The organism is Pseudomonas sp. GW823-FHT05G12, assembly GCF_058795575.1.
In genome coordinates, this window is record NZ_CM179501.1 from 3,712,296 (window position 1) to 3,725,491 (window position 13,196).

The 13,196-nt window shown below is 57.3% G+C and carries 13 protein-coding genes and 1 pseudogene; 8 read left to right on the top strand and 6 right to left on the bottom strand.

Annotated elements, in window-relative coordinates:
• Position 1: 1 nt before the first annotated feature.
• The 3 genes from AC3RCM_RS16880 to AC3RCM_RS16890 all read right to left on the bottom strand — a co-directional run bounded on the left by AC3RCM_RS16880 (position 2) and on the right by AC3RCM_RS16890 (position 3,778).
• Entirely contained in the window at positions 2–1,768 is a 1,767-nt protein-coding gene (locus tag AC3RCM_RS16880) for a GMC family oxidoreductase (protein WP_103469119.1), read from the bottom strand.
• 17 nt (positions 1,769–1,785) lie between these two features.
• Positions 1,786–2,508, bottom strand: a complete 723-nt coding sequence (locus AC3RCM_RS16885) for a gluconate 2-dehydrogenase subunit 3 family protein (RefSeq protein WP_103469120.1) — start codon at positions 2,506–2,508, stop codon at positions 1,786–1,788.
• 241 nt (positions 2,509–2,749) lie between these two features.
• Positions 2,750–3,778, bottom strand: a complete 1,029-nt coding sequence (locus AC3RCM_RS16890; protein WP_103469121.1) for a LacI family DNA-binding transcriptional regulator — start codon at positions 3,776–3,778, stop codon at positions 2,750–2,752.
• A 102-nt stretch (positions 3,779–3,880) separates the two neighbouring features.
• Here AC3RCM_RS16890 and AC3RCM_RS16895 point away from each other — a divergent pair, with 102 nt between their 5' ends.
• Positions 3,881–4,213 (top strand): heme-binding protein, encoded by a 333-nt coding sequence (locus tag AC3RCM_RS16895; protein ID WP_103469122.1) that lies wholly within the window; start codon positions 3,881–3,883, stop codon positions 4,211–4,213.
• 109 nt (positions 4,214–4,322) lie between these two features.
• On the opposite strand, the gene AC3RCM_RS16900 is transcribed toward AC3RCM_RS16895, so the two are convergent.
• Positions 4,323–5,096 (bottom strand): IclR family transcriptional regulator, encoded by a 774-nt coding sequence (locus tag AC3RCM_RS16900; RefSeq protein WP_103469123.1) that lies wholly within the window; start codon positions 5,094–5,096, stop codon positions 4,323–4,325.
• A 95-nt stretch (positions 5,097–5,191) separates the two neighbouring features.
• Here AC3RCM_RS16900 and AC3RCM_RS16905 point away from each other — a divergent pair, with 95 nt between their 5' ends.
• From AC3RCM_RS16905 to AC3RCM_RS16915, 3 genes are read left to right on the top strand one after another with little or no spacing between them, the layout of a single operon-like run.
• Positions 5,192–5,401: a DUF1656 domain-containing protein gene (locus tag AC3RCM_RS16905; RefSeq protein WP_103469124.1), complete on the top strand. Its 210-nt coding sequence runs from the start codon at positions 5,192–5,194 to the stop codon at positions 5,399–5,401.
• On the top strand, positions 5,398–6,279 hold the full coding sequence (locus AC3RCM_RS16910; RefSeq protein WP_103469125.1) for an efflux RND transporter periplasmic adaptor subunit: 882 nt from the start codon (positions 5,398–5,400) through the stop codon (positions 6,277–6,279). The genes AC3RCM_RS16905 and AC3RCM_RS16910 overlap by 4 nt, the downstream gene beginning before the upstream one ends.
• Positions 6,276–8,048, top strand: a complete 1,773-nt coding sequence (locus tag AC3RCM_RS16915; protein ID WP_103469126.1) for an FUSC family protein — start codon at positions 6,276–6,278, stop codon at positions 8,046–8,048. The genes AC3RCM_RS16910 and AC3RCM_RS16915 overlap by 4 nt, the downstream gene beginning before the upstream one ends.
• 11 nt (positions 8,049–8,059) lie before the next feature.
• Here the strand turns inward: AC3RCM_RS16915 and qhpR are convergent, their stop codons facing one another.
• Positions 8,060–9,115 (bottom strand): AraC-like transcriptional regulator QhpR, encoded by a 1,056-nt coding sequence (qhpR, locus tag AC3RCM_RS16920; protein WP_103469127.1) that lies wholly within the window; start codon positions 9,113–9,115, stop codon positions 8,060–8,062.
• Positions 9,116–9,407: 292 nt separating this feature from the next.
• On the opposite strand from qhpR, the gene AC3RCM_RS16925 reads away from it, so the two are divergent.
• From AC3RCM_RS16925 to AC3RCM_RS16940, 4 genes and pseudogenes are all read left to right on the top strand, one after another.
• Positions 9,408–10,835, top strand: coding sequence for an APC family permease (locus AC3RCM_RS16925; RefSeq protein ID WP_103469128.1), 1,428 nt, complete (start codon positions 9,408–9,410; stop codon positions 10,833–10,835).
• Positions 10,836–10,871: 36 nt separating this feature from the next.
• The gene (locus AC3RCM_RS16930; RefSeq protein ID WP_103469129.1) at positions 10,872–11,753 is read left to right on the top strand and encodes a phytanoyl-CoA dioxygenase family protein; all 882 of its coding nucleotides are present in this window, start codon (positions 10,872–10,874) and stop codon (positions 11,751–11,753) included.
• A gap of 23 nt (positions 11,754–11,776) precedes the next feature.
• Positions 11,777–12,193 (top strand): ester cyclase, encoded by a 417-nt coding sequence (locus AC3RCM_RS16935; RefSeq protein WP_177410017.1) that lies wholly within the window; start codon positions 11,777–11,779, stop codon positions 12,191–12,193.
• A gap of 94 nt (positions 12,194–12,287) precedes the next feature.
• Positions 12,288–12,779, top strand: a pseudogene (locus AC3RCM_RS16940) (flavin reductase family protein); the annotation flags it as partial.
• 142 nt (positions 12,780–12,921) lie between these two features.
• Here the strand turns inward: AC3RCM_RS16940 and AC3RCM_RS16945 are convergent.
• Positions 12,922–13,146 (bottom strand): helix-turn-helix domain-containing protein, encoded by a 225-nt coding sequence (locus AC3RCM_RS16945; RefSeq protein ID WP_197862837.1) that lies wholly within the window; start codon positions 13,144–13,146, stop codon positions 12,922–12,924.
• Positions 13,147–13,196 lie beyond the last annotated feature (50 nt).

The window sequence follows — 13,196 nt, forward strand, 5'->3', positions numbered from 1 at the left end:
CTCACACCAGGGAACCGGGGTTGTGCTGGTACTTCTCATGGATCGCCCGCGCCGTACGGATGGCCAAGGCGCCCACGGTGCTGGTGGGGTTGTAGCCGGCGTTAGTGGGGAACGCCGAAGCGCCGACCACGAACACGTTGTGCGCGTCCCAGCTCTGCAGGTAGGTGTTGACCGCACTGGTACGCGGGTCTTCGCCCATGACCATGCCGCCCTGGGTGTGGTTGGAGTTCTCGTCGTACGGGCTCCACGCCTTGGCGGCCGAGTTGAAGGTGTGCACGTGCTTGGCACCCATCTTCTTGCCGATGTCGACGGCGCGCTGCTCGATGAAGCGGGCCATGTTGCGGTCGTTCTGGTTCCAGTCGAAGGTCATGCGCAGCAGCGGCGTGCCCCAGCGATCCTTGTAGTTGGGGTCCAGCGACAGGTAGGCATCGCGGGCCGGCATCGAGGTGCCCTGGCCGAAGATGATCCCGTAGTTCTGGTAGTTGTCTTTGTAGGTCTGCTTGAAGCCCTTGCCCCAACGCGGGCTGCCCGGAGGCAACAGCCCTGCCCGGCCGATCGGCATGCCCTCGCGGGAAACGGTGAGCAAGCCGGCACCGCCGATGAAGTCGAGCTGGCTGTGGTCGAAGTTGTCGCCGTTGTAGTCGTCCACCTGGATGCCCAGGCCGCCGGCACCGATGAACGGGTTGAGAGTCTCGTCCTCGAACCACACGTGGGCGCCTGCGCAAGTCTGGTAGTTGTAGGCGCGGCCGATGGTGCCGGTCTGGCTGACCGGATCGTACTGCTTGCCGATGTCGCTGAGCAGCATCAGGCGGGCGTTGTCGTAGGTGAACGAGCACAGTGCGACGATATCGGCAGGCTGAATGACCTCGCGGCCCTGCTCGTCGAAGTAACTGACGCCGGTGGCGGTCTTGCCGTCTTCGGCCTTGTGGATTTTCGTCACATAACCCTGGGTGATCAGGGTGAAGTTCTTGCGCCGCATCAGTGCCGGGATCACGCAGGCCTGGGGCGAAGACTTGGAGTAGTTGCCGCAGCCATGGAACATGCAGTAGCCGCAGTAGGTGCACGGCGCCATGCTCACGCCCAGCGGGTTGACGTAGGCCGCGCCAACGTGAGCTACCGGGATGTAGAACGGGTGCAGGCCCATCTGCGCGGTGCTGTCACGGTACATCTGCATCAGCCGCGAATCCTTCAGCGCAGGCGTCGGGAATTCGCGGCTGCGCGGCCCTTCGAACGGGTTGCCGCCGGGGCGGATCTCACCGTTCAGGTTGCCGGCAATGCCGGAGATGCCGGCGATGCGTTCGAAGCGATCGTAGAACGGCTCAAGATCCGCGTAGGTGATGCCCCAGTCCTGTACCTGTTCCAGGCCCTTGAGCTTGCTCGCGCCATAACGCTCTAGGGTGGCCGAGCGCACACGGAAGTCCCACTCGGAGAAGCGCCAGGCCATGCCGGCCCAGTGGAAGCCCGCACCGCCCACCGACTTGCCCATCTGGAAGGCTTTCAGCTCGCGGGTCGGCACCGCGGTCTGGCCGGAGTGGTTGCGGAACGTCAGGGTGTAATCGCCCGGCTGCAGCAGCAGCTCGCGGCGGATGGTCCAGCGCAGCTCGTCGGGGTCGACGGCAGGCGGGGTGTCGGTGGAAGTGTCGAGCCACGGGCCGCGGTCGATCGCCACCACTTCCAGCCCGGCGCGGGTCAGTTCTTCGGCCATCAGCGAGCCAGCCCAACCCAGGCCGACGATGACTACGTCAGCTTTTTTACGTGTAATTGCCATGTTGGTTTCCTCTGGCCTCAGCTCACCGGGATCAGGCTGATGGGCGTCAGGCCCAGGTCCTGCCCGCGACGATCGATGTACTGGCGGTAGTCGTAGCGAGCGCCGGGGAAGCCCACCAGCTTCCAGCCGACCATGCCGCGGTTGCCGCCGTAGAGCGGGTCGGCGAAGTAACCTTCGCGCACGCTCAGCAGCAGGAATTCGAACAGGCGGCTGCCGCTGCCGGCGCCTTCCCAGTCCAGGCGGCCTTCGTCCAGCTGGCGCAAAATAGCGTCCATCTGCTCGCCGTCGAGTTCGGCGAAGGCGCGGCCGTGCAGCTGGCGGGCGTGCTGGTCGATGAACGCAAGGCCGGCCAGGGTGTAGTCGCGGCGGCTGCGCAGGCTGATGGTCAGGCCCATCAGCGCAGACTCGTCGGCCTGCAGCGGGCGCTCCAGATACAGGTCCTTCGACTCGCCATAGGGGCCGCTCATCTGCGCGTCGAGGTAATCCACGCAGCCGGCTTCGCTGGCCGAAGCACCAAGCTCGTCATGGGGAATCAGGCGGTCGAACACGGCAGTCAGGGTGGCACGGGCCTGGCCTTTGAACACATTGCCCTGGCCGCCGCTCATCACCGGCGATGGCAGCATTTCGCGGTTCAGACCGGTTTCCGGCGGCACCGACTTGAGTTCCACTGCGCCGACCTTGGCCAGGCCAGCGGCGGCGAACAACGCACCCATTGAACGCAAGGCGTCCCTACGTTTCATGGAGTTCTCCTTATCGACAATCACGGGGATCCGTGCGGCAGGTCGCGGAATTTCGGGCGCGCAAAGGCACACGGCGAGCACAGACAGGCTCGTCAGGGGCGATGGGGATCTGGGCGGATGAACGAAAAACGCGGTGTACTGGGGAGTGAACCTGGCAACCTGCCGATCACAGCGGGGCCAGTCTATGGCGCGACATAACGCCGCGCCATCGAAGCGTTGACGTGTTTACGTCAAAATAGCTTCAACACGTGGCAGGCGGGAGGGTCTCGTCGATCACCATACGCAGCTGCGGCCACACCTGTGGCGGTGCGTCCAAGTCACCGTTGGCGTACAGCAGTTGCTGGATGGCGGCTTCGGCCTGCCCTTCAGGGTCCTGATCGAGCACCAGCGACAGCAGCCCTGCGCGGAGCATGTCGGCATGCTGCGCAGTCGCCTCATGGCTGATCCAGACCAGCCGCCCGGCATGGCCGGACAGCGCCTGGTGCACACCCGTCGAGCCGCTGCCGGTGGTGTACAGCCCGACCACCCCAGCATCCTGAGCCAGATACTCGCTGATCGTTGCGGCATTGAGCTGGTTGTCGTCGAAGCACTCCACCGGGCCGAGCACCTCGACTTGCGGCGCCCGCTCGGCCATGACCTCGAGAAAGCCCTGTACACGCTGCTGATGGGCGCGATAGAGCAATGAGTTGGTGACCAGCAGCACACGGCCATGGGTCGGGGCAACCCATTGGCTCATCAGCCGCCCGGCAGCGCGGCCGGCGACATGGTTGTCGATCCCCGCGTAGATCACCCCTTCCAGCCCGGGCAGGCTGCTGGTTACCAGTATCACCGGCACGCCGGCAGCGACCTGCGCACTAAGGGCTTCACGCACCTGTGGGGTGTCCTGGGCAACCACGATCAACCCCTGGCGCGGCACCCTGGGCTGGTTGATGAGATCCAGCAGTTGCTGAGGATCGCGTTCCTGCCAGACATGGCGCTGCAGCACCAGCCGCGAGCGGTGCATCTGCGCCTGTTTGACAAAGGCAGCCGCCAGGCGCCGGTAATGATCGGTGGCGCTGTCTACCAGCAGCAAGTCGAAGCGCAGCAAGCCATGCAGCGCAGAAGGCAGCAGGCGTTTGAGCCCCAGCGCCTGGGCTGCCTGCAGCACCTTGCGACGTTTGCTGTCGGAAACGCTGCCACGCTCGTTCAACACACGGTCGACGGTACTCAGGCTGACGCCGGCCAATTGGGCGACATCAGCCATGCCTTGGCGACGGTCAATCTTGTCCACCTAGAAACATCCAGTAACCAAAGGTGCGGAGTCTGCCATGCCTGCTAAAGTTTCGCCTACTCCGCTTTCCACTCCTACCCGCGCAGACTTGCGCCGTTAGCGTTGAATGCCAGCCACATCAACCGACGCGACATCCAGCCCCGACGCAACAACCAGCCATCCAGCGAGAACTTGCCGTCCCCAATCACCATTACCCCGGCAAACACCACCATCAGCAACATCACGTATTCCCAACTGCCCCCGCCCGGCGACGCCCAGGCATACCAGTGCATCGCGGTGACCGACGCCAATGGTTACCGGCCGGCCTTCAAGCGCATGGACGGTGCCGCCCCAGGCTACATCGAGGCGGTGATCAAGAAGGCCAACTCGGCGTCAAGGGCCTGGCTGGGGCCGCTGTTGTGGCAGACGACGATCATGCGGATGGCCTTCGGCTAGAACGAGCTGTACCACGCCTAACGGAAGCACACTTACCCAAGCTCCGCTGGTTACGGGAGTTCTAAAAAAACTTAAAGTGACTGGGTGACTCAGCCACTGCAAGCGCTGGTCACCCCGTGCAGGCGATTTCTTTGCTCACTCCAGCTTTACAGTGAAGCAATTCCCGGATGTAAATTTCCCGATTTTTTTCAAAACGGAAGGTCGGGATAGGCATGGAAATAGCGAACCGACCCAACACTGTGTCTAGGGCAACGGCAGTCGTGGTAATCCCTTCCATTAGCTCGCCGTGGTCACATGACACGCCAGTATCTCGAATTAGGCCCACTTGCTTGAAGATTTTCGCAACCGAACCCGAGTCAGGTTCCCTGCTGCCCTGGCCTTGAAACAAGACACCTAACTCTTCGTCGCTATACAAGGCCATAATCGCCCGACCAGCAGACGTACCATAAAGCGGCTTATCCAGTTGGCCTAACCGGGGCATCACTAGCAGCTCTCGGTCAGCTACAACTCGATGCTCAATCACCAGCTGCAATCCATTGGGCCTCGATAACACAACGGTCTCGTCAACTGCTTCGCTTAGCCGATGTAACCATGGTCGAAGGACAGTGATTCGATCTGCGTGAGCGTAGGTAACGAGTCTCAAGAGGCCTGCACCCAGGCGAATCCCGCCAATACCCTCACTTCGAATCATTCCCTCCTCTTCAAGCGCACCGACGATCCGTTGCACAGTCGAGCGAGGTAGCCCTACCTCCTGAGCAATATCCCCAAGGCTCAGACCATCAGGTTTTTTCCCTAGTAAATACATGATCTTGGCAGCTCGAGCGATGACCTGAATTCCGCCGCCTTTCTCTTCGTTTCCGCCTTGTTGATTGACTACGTCCATCGGCACCTCCAATTTTCGAGCACTGTACCACATTGCGGTACGAGGCAATTGACGATACAGTTACCGTATTGTGGTACACGCCCTGAGAGTGATGCATGCTTCGAGAATTTTCAGTTGCCGGCCTCCTGGTCAGCCCGATGGTGTTATGCGCCCTCATCGCGGGCGGGTTAACGGTGATCACCCAGTTGCTGGTTCCTCACACACTGCTCAAACACTGGACGCTCAGGCGTTCATGGCTGGGGCTTTCGCTATTCGTCTGCTACGTCGCAGCAACAGTGGCATTCCTGGACGGGGATCTGAAATGAACGGCGCATTGCGAGTCACCATGACGCTATTGATTGCAACGGCAACCGTTTTTTCGGGGGCGTGGGTATGGAATCACTATCGCCAGTCACCTTGGACACGCGATGGCAGAGTGAGAGCTGATGTGGTGATCGTTGCACCGGACGTCGCGGGTTGGGTCACCAAGCTCCATGTGAGAGATAACCAAATGGTGAAGACAGGCGATGTGCTTTTTGAAATCGATGAGGCTCGTTATCAAGCCACCCTGGATGAAGCAAAGGCCAAGATGGAACACTCCAAGCATGCTTGGGAACTTGCTCGAGTTCAAGAACGACGGCGTGTCCCTCTCGCTAAGATCAACGCCATCAGTGCGGAGGATCTAGACAATGCACGATCACAAGTTTTGATAGCGAAATCCGCCTATGAGATTAGCAAAGCACAATGGGAGACAGCTCGGATCAACCTTGCCCGCACACGAGTGACAGCCCCTGCTGACGGAACTATCACAAACGTCAAACTGCAAGAGGGGAACTACGTTACTCAGGGCGGCCCAGCATTTTCTCTAATCAAAGACGGCTCGTTTTACGTCACCGCCTATTTTGAAGAAACTAAATTGCCCGGCATCAGCGAGGGGGATGCTGCTGATGTGAGGTTGATGAGCGAAGGTAAGCCGCTTAAGGGGCACGTGATAAGCATCGCAAAAGGGGTAGCGAACTCGAATACGCAAGCTGATCCGATGCTATTACCCCAAGTGCAGCAGGCCTTTAACTGGGTGAGACTGGCACAGCGTATTCCTGTCGATATCAAACTCGATTCAGTTCCCGATGGGACACGATTAAGCGCCGGGATGAACGCTTCGGTGAAGCTTTCGCCATCGCTTTCGCGAGTCGTGAACTTATGAAAGCGATCCTGACTCATTACTTGCAACCCAGCCTGCGCAGCGTCCTCTTTGCAGCCAAAGGGCTGTCAGCAGTCACATTGGCACTCGCTGTGTCGATGAGCTTGGATCTCGACAAGCCGTTTTGGGCCATGGTTGCGTCGATGATGTTGCAGGCTCGGCCTGAGACAGGGTTAGTGATCGAGAAGGCTATGTGCCTAGTGATCGGCTCAACCCTCGGAGCTTGTGTTGCTGTGCTCATCCTGAACAACCTATTGCCATATCCCAGCCTTGCGATCGGCGCGTTGACCGTTTGTGTTGCGATCACATCTGCAGTTGCCTCAACGGAGCGCCACGTAAATTTCATCTTTGGCACGGCTCTAGTATCCGTAACCGCCGTCCTTATCGTGATGTTTGCCATGGCCGACCCCACCATCACGACCAGTGAGTCGATTTTTCTGGTGGTTCGGGCACGCCTGACAGAGGTACTTGTTGGGGCGAGCTGCGCGACATTAGCCAGTGTTTTTTTCTTTCCCTTCAAGGTTGAAGCACTGCTTACCGGCCACGCCCGTCGTCTGCATCTGGCATGCTTAGGGTACGCCCAAACGCTCGTTCATACCCCTGAAGATCAAGCGACGCTTCATAAGGAGCGCACTGAAATAATCAGCTTGGTTACGCAGATAAATGATGATTCAAACGCAGGCAGGTATGAACTGGCGAACAGCGTACCAAGGGCACTGCGGATGTGCCAAAACGCGCTCACGCTAGCGGCCAGTGGCCACACAGTTCAGCGTTTGCTCAGTGAGCAGGATGGCGCTACCAGCCAGGCCTTCACAGACATCACCGAGTTATTTGCGAAAGAACTGACCAGAGTTTCTGAGCTTGATTCCAACAGCCAAACTATTGGGCTGAGAACGCTACTAGAGAAAATGCAGGTTGTTGCTGAGGAGTGGCTTGACGCCGGTCTAAACGATGCATTTCAAGCATTCACCGGTGCACTGCTGAGCATACTCGAAGCTACTCAATCCTCTCCCAATGGCGAGCCGTGCTCTCATCCAGGTAAACGCTTGAAGCGTCATCGTGATTGGCACGCGGCTGCAAGATCAGCGACTCGGAATAGCCTTGTTTTCATGGCAGCGGCGACGCTTTGGGTATCGTCGGATGGGCCTGCTACACTGATCATGATGATGGTTCTTCCAACGCTCTTTTCGCAAATGTTCGCTGCAGCTCCAGCGCCGACGTTGATCGTGCGGAGACTTATCGTCGGAGTGGCATTAGCGGTGCCTATTGTCGTTTTGATAGTGCTGCCACTGCTTGCCCAGGGCCCGAATCATTTCCTAGCGCTGATGGTGGTTCTGGCCGGGCCACTTTTCCTAGGCCTTATGGCAATGACCTCACCTGCTCTGACACCCTATGGTCTTGGCTTCTGCCTTACCTTTGCGGTAACCATACAGCCGAGTAATTACATGACGTTCGCGGTGGATCAGTCCCTAACTACCGACTTAGGTATCGTAGCTGGCCTGGGACTACTTTTTGTTGGATTCTCGCTAGTAGGCCCGCCAAAGGGGCTTTGGCTACAACGGCGAGTGGTGAAAACATTGGAAAGGGATCTCAGGGTGATGCAGTCGATGGGTAAATCCCGCTCCTGGCTGAATCGACGAGCAGGGGAAAGGCTTTCTTATCTCAGTGCCTATGAGCCGGCGTCATCGCAAGGGCAGGAGCTCACAGCTCTCGGATTTTCCCTGTTGGAAAGAGGCCACATTCACTCGAGGCGTAGGACTGAAGAAGAGTGAGCTGATACCTGCTATTCCCCTAAGGATTCGGCGTAGCGAGCTTGATCCCTCCAGCGTTTCGGCGATTCACCAGTCCAACGATTAAACGCATGGGTGAAACTAGACGTCTCTGTATATCCAAGAAGCTCGGCGAGCTTCGATATGTTGATCGCAGTCTTTTCGAGGTAGTAGTAGGCCATCTCCTTGCGTACCGAGTCGAACAAGCCCGAAAAAGTTTGCCCTTCATCCTTGAGTTGACGAGTCAGCGTCCACACGGGAATCCCCAATCGGTCAGCAACTTGCTCAATACGCGGCACTCCTCCTGGAATCGAATCGATGATCTCAGAGCGTACTCGCTCGGCTGTCGTTAGCCGAACTGAGCCTGCGACCCGCAGTACACCAAAACTCTGCTGTGCGATCAAAAGCAGTTGCGGGTCAGCCCCAGGCATCGCTCGGGAGAGATCAGAAGCATTGAGGATGATCGCATTCGACGACTGTTCGAATCGCACGTCTGTCCGAAAAGCCTTCTGGTGATCCTGCCAGCACTCCGGCCTAGCATGACTGAAGTGAACCTCCAAGGGTGCCCAGCGCTCACCTAAAGCCCTACGCATCACATTGAAGACGTTCCCAAGCGTCATCTCAGCATCGTGGCGGCGACTGATGATAGTGCTGTCCAACAACCCATACTCCAGGCGAACTTTGCCCTGGAAATGATTGACCTTGAAAAAACTACGGCTCTGAAACTCGGGGAAAAATCGGCTCATGTTCAATAAGGCATCACCGAGTGTTGCAGACGAAAGCCCAACATATCCCCATAACCCCAGGTACTCGGGACGGTACTGATTACCCAGCCAGAGACCGAAATTATCGTTCTCCGTTAACGTCGCCGCCGTATCAACAGCCTTGAGAAAGGCCGGCAGCGAAATGGGTTGATTAGGGTCACCAAGCACGTCCGGATTTATCGCAGAGCGCTCGAATATGTCTTCAGCCTCTGCGCCCTGAAGGCGCAGGAAAGACGCGAATCCAGAAACCACAGCCCCCATCACGGTCGCGGGTCTTGAGGAATCTTGAGCAGTGGATCGGTACATTCAGACCTCCATCGTTACAGAGCCAAGCATTCCTGACTATGCAACTCGTATACCACCCCACGTAAGCCCAACCGGACAAGGCTCCGGGAATATCGAGGGGACAAAAGCGCACCATCCCCGTGCTCGATGCGCTATTTCGGTTCATTGGCTTGTGGACTGAAGACAACGAGTTGTCATATCAAAACAAGTTTTACTGGAGGGGATTTCTCGATACTGACATCAGCGTCGTGGCAGGCATCCAGCCTCTGTCCATGCACTCATGACCTGATAGCTAAAGATTGAGGAGGCTCCCATGGGAGAGGTTGAGAAGCAAAAATTAAAGGGGTCGCTTGGCGTCACCCCCATCGTGATGATGGTCGTGGCCACCGCAGCCCCCTTGACCGTGATGGTCGCCAACACACCGCTGATGGTGTCGCTGGGTAACGGCATCGCCGCTCCGGTGGATGCATTCATCGCAACCGTGATCATGTTTCTCTTCACGGTAGGCTTCGTTGCGATGTCCAAGTACATCTCCAATGCGGGGGCGTTTTATGCCTTTATTCAAAAAGGTCTGGGACGCTCAGTAGGCTTGGGTTCGGCGACCCTCGCCGTGGTTTCCTATGCCCTCATCCTTGTCGCGCTGCAGGGCTATATCGGCTACACGTCCGCCGCCGTTGTGAACGACTTCTTGGGAGTATCAGTACCTTGGTGGGTTTACTCCCTCATGGCGGTTGGCGTCATCGCTTGCCTAGGTTATCGAGATATTGAACTGAGCTCTAAGTTCCTCGGTATCGCCTTGGTGTTGGAGATCGCCGTCGTCATCCTGGTTGATATCGCAGTAATCCTCGATAAAGGCCCTACCGGTCTGGAGAGCGCATCCTTCCATCTCGACAACATCATCTCGGGCTCCCCAGGACTGGGAATTCTGTTCGCCATTTTCAGTTTCATCGGTTTTGAGTCCACCGTCATCTACCGAGAGGAAGCTAAAGACCCCGACCGTACAATCCCGCGAGCCACCTACACAGCGGTGCTTCTGGTTGGAGCATTCTATGTGATTTCAATGTGGTGTGCGGTCAGCTCTATCGGCAAGGACAACATCACAGCGTTCTCTGAGGCACACGGTGCTGATATGTACCTCGCAGTCACCGAGCACTACTTCGGCGTCCTCTTCATGGACGTGATGCATGTGCTGCTGATCACCAGCCTGTTCGCCTGTGCTCTGTCACTACACAACATCGTAGTGCGCTACAAGTACACCCTTGGAAGGTTCGGTGTACTGAATGACCGTTTTTCCAGCGTCCACCCGGAGCATGGCTCCCCACACGTTTCGTCAATCGTACTGTCACTCTTCAGCGTCATCGCCTTTGCCCTACTGATAGCCATAGGTGCTGACCCGGCAAGCCAGATCTATGCATGGGGTGCCATGGCCGGAACACTTGGCTATATGGCCATCCTCTCTCTGACCTGCGCGGCGGTGGTGGTGTTCTTCCGGCGGGAGCAGGTTCGGGGGCAAGTCTGGAAGACCCTCATCGCGCCTTCAGCAGGTCTGCTGGGCATCCTGGGATGCCTTTGGGTCGCCGTTTCCAACTTGCCCGATCTCATAGGTGGCGATAGTGCAAAAACGGTTTCGATCTTTGTCGTCTCGTTTCTCCTGGCCACCTTCGCCTTTGGCTTCTGGGTAGCGGAGCGTTTCCGAACCCGACATCCCGTTCGCTACGAGGCACTGCGCCAGTTGGCGTAACCCAGTCCCTTCACTGCATTCAAAGAGGAAATCAAAATGCTCATTAACCGCTTGCCCAATACCGCCACCATCGAAGAAGTCAGTAATTCCTTGAAAGAGCATGGGTACGTCGTGATCGATGAACTCGTGAGCGCTGATGTCATGGACAAGGTCGCCGCTGAGATGGGCCCGTACATCGACACCACGCCTTTCGGAGAGGATAAATTTGTAGGGTTCTCTACCCAGCGTACCGGCGCAATGATCCTCCGCTCGGAAACCTCGCGTGATCTGATCATGAATCCTTTGGTGGTTGGGGTGGCTGCTAGACACTTGAGTAAGGCTTCAACCTTCCAGTTGCACCTGACACAAGTGATCTCTGTACATCCGGGTTCGCCCGCCCAGGTGCTGCATCAGGATCAGCTGGCCTGGGACTTTTTCCAGTTCCCGAACGACTACGAGGTTCAGTGCAATACGCTGTGGGCGATGACGGATTACACCGCCGAAAACGGTGCTACTCGTATCGTTCCAGACAGCCAGTTCGCCGGGCCTGGCCAGAAGTACTCTCCGACAGCTGGCATTCCAGCGGAAATGAAGAAGGGCTCCGTCTTGCTCTACACCGGCAAGATCTACCACGGCGCTGGTGAGAACAAGAGCGACAAGGTTCGCCAGGCCTTGAACATCACCTACGCGGTAGGCTGGGTACGCCAAGAAGAAAACCAGTATCTGGCCACCCCACCAGAAGTAGCTCGTACTCTCCCTGACGATTTGCTGAAGCTGATGGGCTACCAGTGTGGATGCTTCGCCATGGGCTATGTCCGCGATTTTGAAGACCCGCTCGCTTACCTCAAGGGCAGTACCGAGCGTCGCTCCTCGGGCTTCAACGCCTTGAGTAGTACAGCGAACTCGAGCTCGGCTGCATATGCAGACTCTCTCATCTGATCACTCACTGGAAGGACTACCTCATGAGCACTATCGCCGAAACTGCCATGGCATTCTTTGAAGTCTGTGAGTCTGGCAAAGGATGGAAGGAGTGCCGCCATTACTGCCACGACGGCGCTGTATTCAACGTTCAAGCTGAGTCTCTTGAGGCGATGAAAACAGTTGAAGCATATAGCGACTCGATGCCGCATCTTCTCGAAATTTTGCCGGACGCACATTACGAACTGGTCAACGTTGCGACTGATGAAAAGCGTCAAACCGTTATCGCGTTTGCTCGGTTCTGCGGGACTCACACTGGTATCAATGAACCTGTACCAGCCACCGGCAGACCAGTAATTTCGGACTACGTTTTCGTCATGAGGTTGAAGGACGGCAAAGTGGCCGAGGTGACGAAGGTGTGGAACGACAGCCACGCGGGTAAGCAACTGGGCTGGGCGTGACGAAAAGCCTCCAGGCGCATCCCACGATATGCACCTGGAGGCCCGCCATGGATAAATTGTGCCAACAATATCAGCAGCGCGAAGGAACACGCCGATGCAAAGCTCGCCAGTAACCAAACTCAAGTATCCCCCCCAAATAGATCCCCGCGCATTTAGAAATGCGCTTGGTAATTTTCCAACTGGGGTAACCATCATGACCGCAGTTCTAGCAGGCAGAAAGGTGGGCGTTACGGCGAACAGCTTCAGCTCCGTATCGTTAAATCCGGCCCTCATCTTGTGGAGCATCGACAAGCGCTCCTCTAGCTATGAGGTATTCAGCCAAGCGTCTCATTTCGCGGTGAACATCTTGGCCGCCGAACAAATCGACTTATCTAACAGATTCGCCAGAAGTGGTGAGGAGAAGTTCGCCGCAGTCGAACATACCTGCGGGGCCGGGGGAGCCCCAGTGTTCTATGGGTGTTCTGCTCATCTTGAATGTGAGCTTTTTGGCCAAATCGATGCAGGCGACCACCATGTCATCCTTGGACAAGTCGTTGCATTCACCGATCACGGTAGAGCCCCCTTGGTGTTCCACAAGGGAGCGTACATTTCCTTAGCATCTGGATGAGATTTGTTGATTCCTTTTAGTCTTCAGGCCTCTGGAAAAACACACCTCGATGTATGTCGCCGGCCACACGCCTTTGGGACACGGCCGTTTTAACATGGTGCCTCGCCAGCAAATTTTCATCTCACCGAATGACGATCAACTTAATCAGAGCAAAGCGCAGCAAGCCATGCAGCGCAGACGGCAGCAGGCGTTTGAGCCCCAACACCTGGGCTGCCTGCAGCACCTTGCGACGCTTGCTGTCGGAAACGCTGCCGCGCTCGTTCAACACACGGTCGACGGTACTCAGGCTGACGCCAGCCAGTTGGGCGACATCCGCCATGCCTTGGCGACGGTCAATCTTGTCCACCTGGAAACATCCACTAACAAAAGGTGCGGAGTCTGCCATGGCTGTGCAAG